This is a genomic window from Actinocrispum wychmicini (assembly GCF_004345645.1).
Lineage (GTDB): Bacteria > Actinomycetota > Actinomycetes > Mycobacteriales > Pseudonocardiaceae > Kibdelosporangium > Kibdelosporangium wychmicini.
In genome coordinates this window covers 510,814-525,115 of the sequence record NZ_SLWS01000005.1, presented here as the reverse complement: position 1 = coordinate 525,115, position 14,302 = coordinate 510,814, and the positions used below count along the sequence as shown (strand labels likewise).

Here is a 14,302-nt window from a genome sequence, read left to right as displayed (position 1 = left end):
CTCTCACCAGGGGATCTCACCTGCAAGACCACACTCGACATGCTCCGCCGCGAGCGTGCCGGAACGCTCGTCCCCGGCTTCAGCAGGGCGTTCATCCAGCTCGAATGGTTGGCCGACCGAGTGCGCAAGACCGAGATCCGCCAGGGCCTCGTGCGGCGCTTCCCGGGGTTCCCGCCCGCGTGGAAGGAGCTGTCGATGCTGCTCGACGACCCGGACGAACGCCTGCGGGCCATCATGCGAGGTCTCGAAGGCGATCCGGACGCCGAGGTCCTCGCCAAGGCCACCCTTGCGCGAATCGTCATGCGTACGAACTAGAACCTCGGTGACCGCTTCTCCAGGAACGCCCGCACGCCTTCCGCGTAGTCCGCGCTGTGCACGGCGTTGTCGTAGAGCGCGTGCACGTCGGCATCTTCGGGCTGGTTCTCGGTGATCATCTGGATGATCGTCTTGGCGCCGCGCAGGCTCACCTGGGACCGGGACGCGATGGTCTCGGCGAGTTCTTTGGCGCGGTCCTGCAGGGCCGGCGCCGGGTGCAGCTCGTTGACCAGGCCGATCCGCAACGCGGTGGCGGCGTCGACGATCTCGGCGGTGAACAGGATCTGCCGCGCCCACGCCGGCCCGACCGCGTCGACCAGCTTCTTCGTGGACGTGAAGTGGTAGACGATGCCCAGCTTGGCCGGGGTGATGCCGAACCGCGCGGTGTCGGCGGCGATCCGCAGGTCGCACGCGAGGGCGATCTCACATCCGCCGCCGACACAGACCCCGTTGATCACCGCGATGGTCGGCCGGTCGAACATCGCGATCGCGCGCTCGGCGGCGTGCACGGCGTCGCTGTAGCGCGCCGCGCCGTCAGCGCCGGACCGCAACGTCTCGAACTCGCTGATGTCGGCGCCCGCGGAGAAGTGGTCGCCGCCCTGGATGAGCAGCACCCGCGCGGTGTCCGGGACCGCCGCGAGCAGGCCGGGGATGGCCGACCACATGTCGAACGACATCGCGTTGCGCTTGGCCGGGCGGTCGATCGTCAGCGTCGCCACGGCCCCGGCGGTCTCCAGCCTCAGGTGCATGGGCCCATTCTCGGGGAGATCACACACCTACCGGACACACTGTGACGCATTCTGTGGGCCATGCGGCGAATCGGCTTGCTCCTCCTGGTCGGCCTGATGTCCGGATGCACCGCCACCAGCTCCCCCGGGCAGGTCCCGGGGTCGCCCGGCGGGACGACGAAACCCAGCGAGGCCCGTCCACCCGCGTTGAAGATCGAGGAGGTGGCCGGCGGCCTGGAACACGGCTGGGACATCGCGTTCCTGCCGGACGGGAAGGCCCTGGTCAGCCAGCGGCCCGGCAAGCTCGCGCTGCTGTCGTCGACCCGGCCGGGCGCGACCGTCACGCAGGTGCGGGCCGACTTCTCGGACGTGCTCGTGGCCGGTGAGGGCGGGTTGCTTGGCATGGTCCCGCAGCCGGACTTCGCGATCACCCGGCAGTTCATCACGTGCCAGGACCACCAGGAGAACGGCAGGGCGGTGGACATCCGGCTGGTCCGCTGGCAGCTGTCCGAGGACGGCACGAGCGCGACCAAGGTGGGTGTCCTGCTGGCGGGGCTGCCGGTGAACCAGAGCGGCCGGCACTCCGGCTGCCGGCCGGCCATCGCCGCGGACGGCGCCCTGCTCGTCGGCACCGGCGACACCGCGGCCGCGGACGTCTCCCAGGACCGGACGAAGCTCGGCGGCAAGGTCCTGCGGCTGACGCTGGCCACCGGCGGCCCGGCCGAGGGCAACCCGTTCGCCGGCGCGAGCAACCCGAAGGAGCGGCTCGTCTACACGTACGGCCACCGCAACCTCCAGGGTGTCGCGATCCGTCCGGGCACCGGCCAGATCGTCACCGCCGAGCACGGTCCGGACAAGAACGACGAGGTGAACCTGATCCAGGCCGGCGGCAACTACGGCTGGGATCCGTCCAAGGGCGGGACCAAGGGCGGCTACGACGAGAACGTGCCCATGACGGACCTGAAGCGGTTCCCGAACGCGATCCCGGCGAAGTGGGAGTCTGGCGAAACGACCGAGGCGGTGTGCGCGGCGACGTTCCTGTCCGGCCCGCAGTGGGGCGACCTGGACGGCGACCTCGTGGTGACCGCGCTCAAGGGCGCGAAGGTGATCCTGTTCAAGCTCGACGCCCAGGCGAACGTGCAGTCGGTTTCGATCCCGCCCGAGTTCAACGACAAGTTCGGCCGCCTGCGCGCGGCCCGGCAGGGCCCGGACGGCGCCCTCTACATCACCACGTCGAACGGGTCCGACGACAAGCTCCTGCGGGTCACGCGAGACTAGTGCGCATGACATTCCCTGACGATGTGTTCACCGCGCTGCGCGCCGAGCCCGGACGTGTGGTGATCGAGCACGACGGCCGCAAGGTGACCAACACCGAACTGCTCGCGATGGTCCGCAGTATCGCCGGCGGGCTGCGCGCGAACGGTGTCCGCCAGGGAGTCGGCGTCACGGTGGACACCGCGGTCACCCCTGAGGCCGTGGCCACGTACCTGGCCTGTTTCGCTTTGGGCGCAACGGTTGGCGGGGACATCGTGGTCACCGAAGCGCGGATCCACGAACTGCTTGCGTCCGAAGAGGAGCCGTTGCTGATCACCACCAAGCCGGACCACGTCGCCCGGTATGACGACGCCGGCCAACCCCAGACCTACGAGGACCTGTCGGACCGCCTGGACGGTTTCCTGCTGTGCCTGCTGCGCGGCGAGGTCGCGGTGATCACCTAGTCCACGAGGGACGCCAGCCCGTCGACAAAGCCATCCGTGCGCCGGCCCAGCCGGGCGAAGAACTCGACGTCGACCTGTTCCACATCGGCCAGCGCGGACTTGAGCACTTTCAGGCCCGCGCTGGTCACCGTGATCCGTTTCGCCCGCGCGTCGGCGGGATCCTCCTGCCTGGTCACGAGTCCGCGCTCGGCGAGTTTCCGGATGACCTGACTGGTCATCATCGTGTCCGTGCCGGCGCGTTCGGCGAGCGTCTGCTGGGTCGGCGGTTCGTGGCGGCCCAGCCACCAGCCGGTCGCCAGCAGGACGAACTGGACGTGCGTCAGGTCGTGCGGCGCGAGCGCGGCCCGCATGGCCCGTTGCCATGCGAGCGTCACCCGCCACAACAGGAAACCCGGGCTGCGTTCCGGGCCGCCGAACCGGGTCTGGACGGTCACGCCTCCGCCAGCTTCACCAGTCCCCGCACGGCGTCCGGCACGTCCTCGGTGACCATCGGCCCGAGTTCGGCGGCCTGCTCGCCCTCGATCTCGACCCGGTGGGTCACCACGGTCCGGCCGTCGACCTCGTCGAGTGTGTGGACGAACCGGAGCGTCGCGCCGGGGATCTCGGTGACGTCGGCGAAGCTGCGACCCGCGGTGACCTCGACCAGTCGGTACGGGATCGGCGGCTGCCCGTCGATGATCATCGTGCCGGTGCTGCCGACTTCGAACGGGCCGTCGATGGTCACGCTTTTCACCGAGGTGTCCCAGTCGGTCCAGCGGTTGACGTTCGCCCAGAGTGCCCAGACGGCGTTGGTCTTGGCGGTCGTGGTCTCGGTGTGTTCGTACTCGTAGTTTGTCATGCGTGCATATTATATGCGCGCTTATTATCTTGGCAAGGGGTCTTCCGGTTCGGTTTGACATGGGGACCCCCGCGGCGGTTGCAAGCCGACTACGCCGGCAGGCCAAGGGGTCTCTGGTTCACTCCGCCAGGTTCTTCGCTGGGGCGTCTTTTGGGCCTGCCGCCGCAGCCAGCTTAAAACCACCGCGCCCCATGTAAAACCGAACCTCTGTCAACGGGTTCTTCGCCTACCACCGCCACCCGCCGCCACCCGCCACCGCCGCCACGTGCGTCACCGCCACCCGCCGCCGCTGCCGCCCGCCACCGCCTGCCGCCACCAGCGACCAACCGCTCGCCCACTGCTGCCGCCGCCTGCCACAGCCGCCATGCCCGCGCGCACCCCACCACTTGCCGCTTGCTGTGCCTGCCCAGTGCTGCCGCTTGCTGCGGGCCGCCCGCCGTGCCCACGCCGGCCCCGCCTCCCCCGCCACCCGCCACCTGCCACCTGCCACCACGTGCGTTACCGCCACCTGCCGCCGCTGCCGCCCGCCACAGCCTGCCGCCGCCACCAGCGACAACCGCTCGCCCACTGCCGCCGCCTGTCACTGCCTGTCACTGCCTGTCGCCGGTGCCACGACCCGCCTCCGCCGCCTGCCACAGCCGGCGTGCCCGCGTAACTCCTGCCCCTCCCCGGCGCGTCTCTAGCGAGGTTTGTGTTCCAGGTTGGACAGGCCGTTCCAGGCCAGGTTCACCAGATGGGCGGCTACTTCTTCTTTGCGTGGCCGGCGGACGTCCAGCCACCACTGGCCGGTCAGCGCCACCATCCCCACGAGGGCCTGGGCGTACAGCGCGGCCAGTTTGGCGTCGTAGCCGCGGGCGCTGAAGTGCACGCCGAGGATGTGCTCCACATGGCTGGCGATGTCCGACAGCAGTGACGAGAACGTTCCGGTCGAGCTGGCCACGGGCGAGTCACGCACCAGGATCCGGAAGCCGTCGGTGGATGAGTCCACATAGTCCAGCAACGCCGACGCGGCCCGTTCCAACAGGATCCGCGGGTTCATGTCGGTGGACAGCGAGGCGGTGATGGCGGTCAGCAGTTCGTCCATCTCGCGGTCGACGACGACCGCGTAGATTCCTTCTTTGCCGCCGAAGTGTTCGTACACAACGGGTTTGCTCACGCCGGCGCGGTTGGCGATCTCTTCGACCGACGCGCCGTCGTATCCTTTCTCGGCGAACAGTGCCCGGGCGACGTCCAGCAGTTGCTGGCGGCGCTGGGTCCCGGTCATTCGGACCCGTGCCGCCGCCTGTGCTCGTCGTCTGGCCGCCACCCGGACACAGTAGGCGAAATCAGTCCTTGCCGACGGCCAGGCGGGCCAGGCGCTGCTCGGTGGGCCAGCGGACGTCGTACACCCAGCCGAACTTCTCGAAGATCCAGATTGTCCGCGCGGAGATGTCGATCTGGCCGCGTTGCACGCCGTGCCGGGCGCATGTCGGGTCGGCGTGGTGCAGGTTGTGCCACGACTCGCCGGCCGACAGGATCGCCAGCGGCCAGAAGTTGGCCGCCTTGTCCCGGCTCTTGAACGGGCGCTCGCCGATCATGTGGCAGATCGAGTTGGTGGACCAGGTGATGTGGTGCAGGACCGCGACCCGGACGAAGCCGGCCCAGAAGAACGCGGTCAGCGCGCCCCACCAGGACCACGTGATCAGGCCGCCGAGCACCGCGGGCAGCAGGAAGGTCAACGTGGTGAAGAACACAAAGAGCTTGTTCACCCGGACGATGTCCTTGTCGGCCATCAGGTCGGGGGCGAACCGCTGTTTGTTGGTCACGTCACGTTCGAAGATCCAGCCCATGTGGGCGTGCCAGAAGCCGCGCGCGAGGGCCAGCGGTGACGTGCCGAACAGCCAGGGTGAGTGCGGGTCGCCGTCGCGGTCGGAGAACGCGTGGTGCCGCCGGTGGTCGGCGACCCAGGTGATCGGCGGCGACTGGACGGCCATGCTGCCCATGACCGCCAGCATGATCCGCATCGGCCGTTTCGCCTTGTACGAGTTGTGCGTGAACAGCCGGTGGTAGCCGACCGTGACACCGAGGAGCGTGAACGTGTAGAACGCCGCGAACAGCCCGACGTCCAGCCAGCTCAGCCCCCATCCCCACATCAGGGGAACGGCCGCGATGAGCGCCGCGAACGGCAGCAAGATGAACGCGTACACGGCGATCTGCGTCGCCAGGTTCCGCTGGCCCTCGAGCAGGGGCCGCGGCCCCTGGGAGGACTCCCGCTCCTCGGACTTGTCGAGGGTAGTCGTCATTCACACACCTCACGTCTGACTTAGGTCAGCCTTACCTACGAACTCGTAACTTACGACAGGGTAGGTTGATCGGCGCGTCCCGCGCCAGCCTCAACAGTTGCCTAGCACGCATGCCGGCCGATCGCATGTGACGCTGCTAACGCCCATTCGGGTAGTACATGGCAGCGAATTCGGCCGGGTGTCTCTCGCCGCCCACCCCTGCTCGTGCGACGATGTCCAACCGTGGGACCTCGCTGGTCCAGTCCGCCGTGGTGTAAAGGCAGCACCTCAGATTTTGGTTCTGATGGTCCAGGTTCGATCCCTGGCGGCGGAGCGGTCAGGTTGGTCAGTCCTAGTCGGCAAGCCGAACCGTTGGCAGGGGGTGCACCGCTGCGCCAGAACCCGGACGAGGAGCACCCGCCCGCGCTGGACGAGAAGTCCGACGCGTGGCTGGTCGGTCGTGCCAGCGAACTGTTGGCCACCACGCAGAGCGCGGCGCATCCCGAGCAGGTCCAGCACGTCGAGGAAGTGGACCAGATGCTCGCCGAGGCGCAGCACCGCGGCGAGCCGAGGATGGTCGGCCAGTTGCTGCGGGCGGCTGTCGCCGTGCGGCTGGTGACCTCCGGACTGGCCACCACCACGCAGCCTTTACTCGACGAGATGCTCATGCACACCCGACGGCATGGCCTGCTCGTCCTGGAGGCCGACGCGCACGCGCTGAGCGGCCGGCTGATGCTGATGGGCGGCGCCGAGGACGCGGCGCTGACCGAGGCCGCGATCGCGTTGGCGATGCTGGACGACGACCCGAACCCGGACGTCACGATCGGCCGCCGCAAGTGGGACATCCTGCTGGCGTCCACCCTGATGGACATCGGCCTGGTGCTCACCCAGCTCGGTGTGTACGAGGACGCCGACCAGGTGATGGCACGGGCCAACGGCTGCATCCGGGACAGCGGCGGCCCGCACCAGATCTCGGTGCACATGATCAACCGGATCCGGATGCTGATCGGCTGGGGCCTGCGGCTGGAACGGGTCGGCCAGGAGGACGTCGCGGCCACCAAGTTCGAACGGGCCGCCGCGCTGGCGATGTCGGTCGAAGGCCCGTTCAAGGAGTCGCTGTTCCCCCGCCGGACCGATCTCTCCGCCGCCGACCAGCTGCCCATCGTGGCGGCGGCGCACGCGTTCGCGCTGCCGTCGGCCGACCACGTGGAACGGCTTTTCACGTTGCGGCCGAGCGCCCGGTACAGCCGTGAGCTGATCATCACGGCGATCGCGTTGGCCCGCTGCCTTGAGCACACCGGGCTGGTCGACGAGGCCGTGGACGTCCTCGCCGAGGCCAGGGAGGCGCTGGAGGACGACCCGTCCGAGGCGACCCTGCGGCTGTGCCTGATCCGTGAGTTCGCCCGGCTGTCCGGCCCGGACGGCGGCGAGCGCACGATGAGCGCGCTGGAGAACTACGCCACCGAGCTGGAAACCCAGCTGTGGGACATGCGCGCGTCCCGGATCGCGACGCTCAACACGCGCCGCGAGCACGAGCGGCTGACCCGCAAGCACGGCGCCATGGAGAAGCAGGCGTTGCAGGACCCGCTGACCGGTCTGCCCAACCGCCGCGCGCTCGACGACCGCCTTGAGGCGCTGTCCGCGACGTCCGGCAACCATCCGTTGGCGCTCGCGCTGGTGGACTTGGACGGCTTCAAGGAAGTGAACGACCAGTTCTCGCACGCGGAAGGCGACGACGTGTTGCGCGTCGTGGCGAGCACGGTCCGCGACGCGCTGCGCGGCGGAGACATGGTCGCGCGCTACGGCGGTGACGAATTCGTCGTTCTGTTGCCCGGTGCGCCACTGCACGCCGCCGAAGCCGCGCTGAACCGTGCCGTCAGCGCCGTTTCCAAACTCCCGGCGGATCTCTCGCACGGCGTGACTCTGTCCGTCGGTGTGGTCGCACTGCGTCCTCAGGAGACCGCGGCGCGTGCGCTCGCGCGTGCCGACGCGGCCATGTACGAAGCGAAACGCAGCGGCGGCAACGGTGTCGCCGCGGTGACCATGAGCACGGAGACAGCGGCGTCCGGCCGGTTGGTCGATGACCCCGCGTGGGTGGGTCCCGAGGCGACGTAGGATCGTCACCTGGTGTTATCCGAACGGATTCCGCAGGGAGATCGCTGATGCCAGAGGGTGGGAACGCCCAGCTCAGCATTGTTGTCCTGGCCGCGGGCGAGGGAACTCGGATGCGGTCGTCCACCCCCAAGGTGCTGCATCCGATCGCCGGGCGCCCGCTGGTCGAGCACGCGGTGCGGGCCGCCGCGGGCCGGGCGCCCGACCATCTGGTGGTGGTCGTCGGGCACGGCCGGGCCGCCGTCACCGAGCATCTCGACGGCCTGACCGAGCAGCTGGACCGCAAGATCACGGTGGCCGTGCAGGCCGAGCAGAAAGGCACCGGGCACGCGGTGTCCTGTGCCCTGGCCGAACTGCCGGGCACAGTGACCGGAACGGTGGTCGTCACCTACGGTGACGTCCCGTTGTTGGAAACGTCGACGCTCGCCGCACTGTTGACCGAGCACAGCGATTCGGGCAACGCGGTCACTGTGCTCACATCGGTCGTGTCGGACCCGTCGGGCTACGGCCGGATCGTCCGCGACACCGCCGACGCGGTCACCGCGATCGTCGAGCACAAGGACGCGTCCGCCGAGCAGCTCGCGATCGCGGAGATCAACTCCGGGATCTACGCGTTCGACGCGGCCGTCCTCACCGACGGCTTGCGGCGGATCACCCCGCACAACGCCCAGGGCGAGCTGTACCTGACCGACGTGCTGGGCATCGCCCGGTCCGACGGCAGGCGGGTCGGCGCGCTGGTGTGCGAGGACGAGTGGCAGGTCGAAGGGGTCAACGACCGGGTTCAACTGGCCAGGTTGGGCGCCGAGCTGAACCGACGGGTGCTGGAACGCTGGATGCGCGACGGCGTGACCGTGGTCGATCCGGGGAGTGTCTGGGTCGACGCCGGGGTAACCCTGTCGAGGGATGTCGTGCTGTGTCCCGGCGTCCAACTGCAAGGGTCGACCACTGTCGGGGAGGGAGCCATCATCGGCCCGGACACGACGTTGGCGAACGTCGCCGTGGGCGAGGGGGCGAAAGTCATTCGCACGCACGGTTCTGACTCGACGATCGGCGCGGGCGCGTCGGTGGGTCCGTACGCGTACCTGCGGCCGGGCACCAGCCTCGGCGACCGCGGCAAGATCGGTACGTTCGTAGAGGTGAAGAACTCCGAGATCGGTACGGGCAGCAAAGTGCCGCACCTGTCGTACGTGGGCGACGCGACCATCGGCGAGCACAGCAACATCGGCGCCGCCAGTGTCTTCGTCAACTACGACGGGGTGAACAAGCACCGCACGACGGTCGGTTCGTATGTCCGCACCGGCTCGGACAACATGTTCGTCGCGCCGGTGACGGTCGGTGACGGCGCCTACAGCGGCGCGGGTACTGTGATCCGGGCGGACGTACCACCGGGCGCGCTCGCCGTTTCTGGTGGGCCGCAACGAAATCTCGACGGCTGGGTGCTGCGGCGCCGGCCGGGCACCGCCGCCGCGGAAGCGGCCGAGCGGGCGCTCGCAGATCCTGAGGAGACAAAGTCATGACCGCCAAGTCCGGGACCCCGAAAAAGCAGCTGATGCTGTTCTCCGGCCGTGCGCACCCGGAGCTGGCCGAGGAAGTGGCCAAGGTACTGAACGTGCGGATCACCCCACAGGCCGCGTACGACTTCGCCAACGGCGAGATCTTCGTGCGGTTCAACGAGTCGGTGCGCGGCACGGACGCGTTCGTGATCGAGAGCCACACCGAGCCGATCAACCAGTGGGTGATGGAACAGCTGCTGATGGTGGACGCTCTGAAGCGGGCGAGCGCCAAGCGGATCACCGTGATCATGCCGTTCTACCCGTACGCCCGGCAGGACAAGAAGCACAAGGGCCGGGAGCCGATCTCGGCGCGGCTGATCGCGGACATCTTCAAGACCGCGGGCGCCGACCGGATCATGACGGTCGACCTGCACACCGCCCAGATCCAGGGCTTCTTCGACGGCCCGGTGGACCACCTGTTCGCCCAGTCCATCCTGGCCGGCCACATCGAAGCCACCTACGGCGGCTCGGACATCACCGTGGTCTCCCCCGACTCCGGCCGGGTCCGGCTGGCCGAGAAGTGGGCGTCCTACCTGGGGGACCGCCCGATCGCGTTCATCCACAAGACCCGCGACCCGCTCAAACCCAACGAGGCGGTCGCCAACCGGGTCGTGGGTGAGGTCGCCGGTCGGCTCTGCGTGCTGGTCGACGACATGATCGACACCGGTGGCACGATCGTGAAGGCCTGCGACGCCCTGCTCGACGCGGGCGCCTCCGACGTGGTGATCGCGGCGACCCACGGCATCCTGTCCGACCCGGCCACCGAACGCCTGGCGAACTGCAAGGCCCGCGAGGTGATCTTCACCAACACCCTCCCGATCCCGCCGGAGAAGCGGTTCCCGGGCATGACAGTGCTGTCCATCGCCCCGATGCTGGCCCGCGCGATCCAGGAGGTCTTCGAGGACGGCTCGGTGACGAGCATGTTCGACGGCAACGCCTAGTTCTCCGCCGTGTGCCCCCGATTCTTCTCGGGGGCACACGTGTGTCCGGGGACCCCCGGCGACGTGGGCGCGAAGCTGACGTAAACTATCGGGGTTGTCTCGGCGAGGCCCGGCTCCGATGAGCTTGGCGTGATCGACGCGGCTGGTTCGGTTGCCGCGTGTCCACATGCCTGCCGCCGCCGCGATGACGACCTACCCGCCTGCTTCTACCCGCCCCGACGTCCCCCGACGTTGTCAGTACAGGAGAGCATCACCGTGTCCGAGGTCCGTCTTGCCGCCGAGTCGCGTACCGAATTCGGCAAGGGCGCCGCGCGCCGCACCCGCCGCGCCGGCAAGATCCCCGCGGTGCTCTACGGCCACGGTTCCGACCCGAAGCACCTGGCTTTGCCGGCGCTCGAGTTCGCCCGTGTCGTCCGTGAGCACGGCCAGAACGCCGTCCTGACGCTCGACGTGGACTCCAAGTCCGAGCTCGCGCTGACCAAGACCGTCACCACCCACCCGATCAAGAACTACATCGAGCACGTCGACCTGCTGCTGGTGAAGCGCGGCGAGAAGGTCAGCGTCGAGGTCCCGGTCGTGCTGACCGGTGAACCGGCGTCCGGCACCCTGGTCACCCAGGGCCTGACCACGATCACCATCGAGGTCGAGGCCCTGCACATCCCGGATCAGGTCGAGCTGTCGATCGACGGCACCACGGCCGGCACCCAGGTCCTGGCCGCCCAGGTGCGGCTGCCGCAGGGCGCGACCCTGGCGACCGACCCGGACACGCTGGTCGTGGCCGTGAACGCGGCGCCAACGGCCGAGCAGCTCGAGGGCGACACCGGCGAGGCCCCGGCTGAGGCCGCCGAGTCCGACGAGGCCTGAGCGACATGTCCGACGGGCCGGGGACGGCCGGGCTGACCGTGGTGGTCGGGCTCGGCAACCCCGGCCCTCGCTATGCCGGCAACCGGCACAACGTCGGCTCGCTCGTGGTCGACGAGCTGGCCGACCGGGTCGGCGGCGGGAAGTTCAAGGCGCACAAGGCCGGTGCGGACATCCTGGAGGGCCGGCTCGGCGGCAGCCGGGTCGTGCTGGCCAAACCCCGTTCGTTCATGAACGTCTCCGGCGGCCCGGTCGCCGGGATCGCCCGGTTCTACAAGGTCGCGCCCGCGGACATCGTCGTGGTGTACGACGAACTGGACCTGCCGTTCGCCACGGTCCGACTGAAACTCGGCGGCGGCGAGAACGGCCACAACGGCCTGCGGTCGATCAGCAAGTCCCTGGGCACCAAGGACTATCTCCGGGTTCGGGTGGGCATCGGCCGCCCACCTGGCCGGATGGACCCGGCGGACTTCGTCCTGAAGGACTTCGCCAAGATCGAGATGAAGGAACTCCCCTTCCTGCTGGACAAGGCGGCGGACGCGGTGGCGGCCCTGGTGGCGAACGGCCTTGAGGCGGCCCAGAACACCTTCCACGCCCTGTCATAGCCGAGAATTGGCACATGTTGCCGCATGAGATGAAGTTCGTGGTCGACGTCCCGGAGTCCGGCACAGTGACCGAGCACGCCGATTTCGACCTGTGTCAACCAGATGGCGCCGAAGGTCCGTTACCTGCCGTGATCTTCGTACCCGGACCGATCACGGCCCAACTCCCGGTACGGCCCCGGCACTGGCCGATGTACCAGGGCTACGCACGGCTCATGGCCGGCCGGGGTGTGCTCGGGGTGGTGATCGACCAGCCATACCACGATGTTTCGCAATGGCCGGAGATGGCGGAAAGCCTGGTCCGGATCGTCGAGTCGGTGCGCGCGCTCGACGAAGTGGACGCGGACCGGATCGCGGTGTGGGCGTTCTCCGCCGGGGCCATGCAGATCGGCCGTTGGCTGACGGACTCGCCCGAATGGCTGCGCTGCCTCGCGCTGACGTATCCGGTGCTGGACATCCCGTACTCCATCGGTCCCGGCCGGCCGGTGATCCTGACCAGAGTGGGCCGGGAACGGCCCGAATGGCAGGCCACAGTCGACCGCTTCCGCGCCGAGGCGGAAGCGGCCGGCACCGCGGTACGCCTGATCGACGTCCCCGACGGACAGCACGGTTTCGACGTCCTTGACCCCGCCGAGCAGTCCCGCCGCGCGGTCCTCGAAGCCGCCGACCTCGTGCTGCGGGACCTCAGTCCGTTGACTCGCTTTTCCTGATGCTGTCCCGCAACTGCTCGCCCGCGGCCGCCCGCCGAAGCTTGCCTGAGGGGGTTTTCGGCAGGGTGCCCGGTGCGAGCACGATCACCGCGACCGGTCGGGCTTCGACCGCTTCGAACACGCGGCTGGCGACCTCGCGGCGGATCCGGGCGGCTTCGGCCGGGTCACCGGCCACTTTGGACTCGCACACGACCGCGAACCGCTCCCGTCGGGTGCCGGCGTCGATCCGGACGGCCACCGCGTTCCCGGCTCGCACACCGTCCACCGCGACCGCGGCGCGCTCGATGTCCGTGGGGTAGATGTTCCGGCCGGCGAGGATGATGACGTCCTTGTTGCGGCCGCACACCACGATGTCCCCGTCGATGGTGTAGCCGATGTCGCCCGTGGGCATCCAGCCGTCTTCGTCCTGAAGGGACCGAGGGCCGTCGACGGTGAAGTATCCCGGGGTGATGGCCGCGCCGCGCAGCCGGATCTCGCCGACCTCGCGGTCCCCCAGCACCGCACCGGTCTCCGCGACCACGGACGCTTCCACGTCCGGCAACGGCTTGCCCAGCACGGCGAACGACCGGACGCCGTCGCCCGGGGGCACAGGAACCGCGCGGCGGTCCACTTCCAGGGCGTGCGCGTCGATGTAGTCCAGGGTCAGCCCGGTGAACAGCGGCGCGAACGACACGGCCAGCGTGCATTCCGCCATGCCGTACGCGGGGAACACGCACTCCGCGGGCATGTTGAACCGTGCGCCTGCGTCAGTGAAGGCTTTGACGGCGTCCGCGTCGATCGGTTCGGCGCCGTTCAGGGCCAGCCGGAGCGTGGACAGGTCGTAGTCGCCGTCGGCCGCGTTGCCCATCCGCCTGCCGACCATGGCGTACGCGAAGTTGGGCGCCGCGGTGATCGTCGCGCGGTACCGCGAGATCAGGTCCATCCACAGCAGCGGCGCGCGCAGGAAGTCCGGCGGGGTGACCTTCACCAGTTCGATGCCCAACGTCATCGGCACGGTCAGGAAGCCGACCATGCCCATGTCGTGGAACAGCGGCAGCCAGGACACCATCGTGTCGTTCACCACGTCCAGCGCCGCCCGGTCGGCCATGGCCATGATGTTCGAGAACAGGTTCCCGTGGGTGATCCGGACCGCTTTCGGGTCGGCCGTGGAGCCGCTCGTCAGTTGGAGCAAGGCGTGGTCGTTCTCGCTGACCACGACCGGTTCGGTGAACGTGCCGCTCAGTTCGGACAGCAGCCGGTACGGGATGCCGTGTTCGGTCAGCACGGGCGCGAGCTGGTCGAAGGGCGAGCCGAGCAGCACCAGCTTCGAGTCGATCATGCTCAGGACGCGCAGGGTGTCCTCGGCCCACACCGCGAGATCCGTCCGCGGGGTCGGCTGGTGCAGCATGGTCACACTGCCGCCGGACAGCCACACGGCCTGGATGGCGGGTGCGATCAGGGCGGGATCCGCGGCCAGGATGGCGACCGCGCTGCGCGGCGCGAGCCCGCCATCGACCAGGCCGCCGGCCATCACCTGGGCCTGCTCGTGCACCTGTGCCCAGGTGCGGCGCGCCGGCGATCCCGGTTCGCCCAGGATGATGCCCTTGTCGCTGGTGCGGGCGGTAGCCAGCAACACGTCCACAAACCGACTCATACCCGCGACCTTAAATGGTCCTGACCGCCC

General features: G+C 69.1%; 16 protein-coding genes and 1 tRNA gene. 10 read left to right on the top strand and 7 right to left on the bottom strand.

The genetic code is table 11. The features are described from left to right. Window positions 1–39 precede the first annotated feature (39 nt). Window positions 40–315, top strand: a complete 276-nt coding sequence (locus tag EV192_RS24435; RefSeq protein WP_132119163.1) for a hypothetical protein — start codon at window positions 40–42, stop codon at window positions 313–315. Here the strand turns inward: EV192_RS24435 and EV192_RS24430 are convergent. Continuing rightward, the gene (locus tag EV192_RS24430; protein ID WP_132119161.1) at window positions 312–1,064 is read right to left on the bottom strand and encodes an enoyl-CoA hydratase/isomerase family protein; all 753 of its coding nucleotides are present in this window, start codon (window positions 1,062–1,064) and stop codon (window positions 312–314) included. The genes EV192_RS24435 and EV192_RS24430 overlap by 4 nt on opposite strands. Window positions 1,065–1,124: 60 nt before the next feature. On the opposite strand from EV192_RS24430, the gene EV192_RS24425 reads away from it, so the two are divergent. Beyond that, window positions 1,125–2,321 (top strand): PQQ-dependent sugar dehydrogenase, encoded by a 1,197-nt coding sequence (locus tag EV192_RS24425; RefSeq protein WP_132119159.1) that lies wholly within the window; start codon window positions 1,125–1,127, stop codon window positions 2,319–2,321. Between the two features lie 5 nt (window positions 2,322–2,326). Then, on the top strand, window positions 2,327–2,761 hold the full coding sequence (locus EV192_RS24420) for an AMP-binding protein (RefSeq protein WP_132119157.1): 435 nt from the start codon (window positions 2,327–2,329) through the stop codon (window positions 2,759–2,761). On the opposite strand, the gene EV192_RS24415 is transcribed toward EV192_RS24420, so the two are convergent. The 5 genes from EV192_RS24415 to EV192_RS24395 all read right to left on the bottom strand — a co-directional run bounded on the left by EV192_RS24415 (window position 2,758) and on the right by EV192_RS24395 (window position 5,881). Beyond that, entirely contained in the window at window positions 2,758–3,195 is a 438-nt protein-coding gene (locus EV192_RS24415) for a MarR family winged helix-turn-helix transcriptional regulator (protein WP_243727041.1), read from the bottom strand. The two genes, EV192_RS24420 and EV192_RS24415, sit on opposite strands and share 4 nt — an antisense overlap. Next, the gene (locus tag EV192_RS24410; RefSeq protein WP_132119155.1) at window positions 3,192–3,599 is read right to left on the bottom strand and encodes an SRPBCC family protein; all 408 of its coding nucleotides are present in this window, start codon (window positions 3,597–3,599) and stop codon (window positions 3,192–3,194) included. Before EV192_RS24410 ends, EV192_RS24415 begins: the two co-directional genes overlap by 4 nt. 226 nt (window positions 3,600–3,825) lie before the next feature. Then, a complete protein-coding gene (locus EV192_RS24405) occupies window positions 3,826–4,167 on the bottom strand; it encodes a hypothetical protein (RefSeq protein WP_132119153.1) in 342 nt (113 codons plus the stop codon). 111 nt (window positions 4,168–4,278) lie between these two features. After that, the gene (locus EV192_RS24400; RefSeq protein ID WP_132119802.1) at window positions 4,279–4,863 is read right to left on the bottom strand and encodes a TetR/AcrR family transcriptional regulator; all 585 of its coding nucleotides are present in this window, start codon (window positions 4,861–4,863) and stop codon (window positions 4,279–4,281) included. Between the two features lie 61 nt (window positions 4,864–4,924). Next, complete coding sequence (locus tag EV192_RS24395; protein ID WP_132119151.1) at window positions 4,925–5,881, bottom strand: acyl-CoA desaturase; 957 nt, start codon at window positions 5,879–5,881, stop codon at window positions 4,925–4,927. A 242-nt stretch (window positions 5,882–6,123) separates the two neighbouring features. Between EV192_RS24395 and EV192_RS24390 the strand changes: the two genes are divergently transcribed. The 7 genes from EV192_RS24390 (at window position 6,124) to EV192_RS24360 (ending at window position 12,639) form a co-directional block, all read left to right on the top strand. After that, window positions 6,124–6,194: transfer RNA gene (locus EV192_RS24390), tRNA-Gln, on the top strand. 38 nt (window positions 6,195–6,232) lie between these two features. Beyond that, window positions 6,233–7,975: a tetratricopeptide repeat-containing diguanylate cyclase gene (locus EV192_RS24385; RefSeq protein ID WP_243727040.1), complete on the top strand. Its 1,743-nt coding sequence runs from the start codon at window positions 6,233–6,235 to the stop codon at window positions 7,973–7,975. Between the two features lie 47 nt (window positions 7,976–8,022). Beyond that, on the top strand, window positions 8,023–9,489 hold the full coding sequence (gene glmU / locus EV192_RS24380) for a bifunctional UDP-N-acetylglucosamine diphosphorylase/glucosamine-1-phosphate N-acetyltransferase GlmU (protein ID WP_132119149.1): 1,467 nt from the start codon (window positions 8,023–8,025) through the stop codon (window positions 9,487–9,489). Further along, on the top strand, window positions 9,486–10,466 hold the full coding sequence (locus EV192_RS24375) for a ribose-phosphate diphosphokinase (protein WP_132119147.1): 981 nt from the start codon (window positions 9,486–9,488) through the stop codon (window positions 10,464–10,466). Before glmU ends, EV192_RS24375 begins: the two co-directional genes overlap by 4 nt. A gap of 255 nt (window positions 10,467–10,721) precedes the next feature. Next, the gene (locus tag EV192_RS24370; protein ID WP_132119145.1) at window positions 10,722–11,330 is read left to right on the top strand and encodes a 50S ribosomal protein L25/general stress protein Ctc; all 609 of its coding nucleotides are present in this window, start codon (window positions 10,722–10,724) and stop codon (window positions 11,328–11,330) included. Window positions 11,331–11,335: 5 nt separating this feature from the next. Then, window positions 11,336–11,932: an aminoacyl-tRNA hydrolase gene (pth, locus tag EV192_RS24365; protein ID WP_132119143.1), complete on the top strand. Its 597-nt coding sequence runs from the start codon at window positions 11,336–11,338 to the stop codon at window positions 11,930–11,932. Window positions 11,933–11,946: 14 nt separating this feature from the next. Beyond that, on the top strand, window positions 11,947–12,639 hold the full coding sequence (locus EV192_RS24360; protein ID WP_132119141.1) for an alpha/beta hydrolase: 693 nt from the start codon (window positions 11,947–11,949) through the stop codon (window positions 12,637–12,639). Here EV192_RS24360 and EV192_RS24355 read toward each other — a convergent pair. Further along, on the bottom strand, window positions 12,614–14,272 hold the full coding sequence (locus EV192_RS24355) for a fatty acyl-AMP ligase (RefSeq protein WP_132119139.1): 1,659 nt from the start codon (window positions 14,270–14,272) through the stop codon (window positions 12,614–12,616). The two genes, EV192_RS24360 and EV192_RS24355, sit on opposite strands and share 26 nt — an antisense overlap. Window positions 14,273–14,302 lie beyond the last annotated feature (30 nt).

Bases quoted from the DNA above. Each gene is read 5' to 3' on its own strand.
- EV192_RS24360 (WP_132119141.1), top strand. From the start codon at position 11,947: ATGTTGCCGCATGAGATGAAGTTCGTGGTCGACGTCCCGGAGTCCGGC.
- pth (WP_132119143.1), top strand. From the start codon at position 11,336: ATGTCCGACGGGCCGGGGACGGCCGGGCTGACCGTGGTGGTCGGGCTC.
- EV192_RS24375 (WP_132119147.1), top strand. From the start codon at position 9,486: ATGACCGCCAAGTCCGGGACCCCGAAAAAGCAGCTGATGCTGTTCTCC.
- glmU (WP_132119149.1), top strand. From the start codon at position 8,023: ATGCCAGAGGGTGGGAACGCCCAGCTCAGCATTGTTGTCCTGGCCGCG.
- EV192_RS24435 (WP_132119163.1), top strand. From the start codon at position 40: ATGCTCCGCCGCGAGCGTGCCGGAACGCTCGTCCCCGGCTTCAGCAGG.
- EV192_RS24420 (WP_132119157.1), top strand. From the start codon at position 2,327: ATGACATTCCCTGACGATGTGTTCACCGCGCTGCGCGCCGAGCCCGGA.
- EV192_RS24355 (WP_132119139.1), bottom strand. From the start codon at position 14,272: ATGAGTCGGTTTGTGGACGTGTTGCTGGCTACCGCCCGCACCAGCGAC.
- EV192_RS24400 (WP_132119802.1), bottom strand. From the start codon at position 4,863: ATGACCGGGACCCAGCGCCGCCAGCAACTGCTGGACGTCGCCCGGGCA.
- EV192_RS24425 (WP_132119159.1), top strand. From the start codon at position 1,125: ATGCGGCGAATCGGCTTGCTCCTCCTGGTCGGCCTGATGTCCGGATGC.
- EV192_RS24410 (WP_132119155.1), bottom strand. From the start codon at position 3,599: ATGACAAACTACGAGTACGAACACACCGAGACCACGACCGCCAAGACC.
- EV192_RS24430 (WP_132119161.1), bottom strand. From the start codon at position 1,064: ATGCACCTGAGGCTGGAGACCGCCGGGGCCGTGGCGACGCTGACGATC.
- EV192_RS24395 (WP_132119151.1), bottom strand. From the start codon at position 5,881: ATGACGACTACCCTCGACAAGTCCGAGGAGCGGGAGTCCTCCCAGGGG.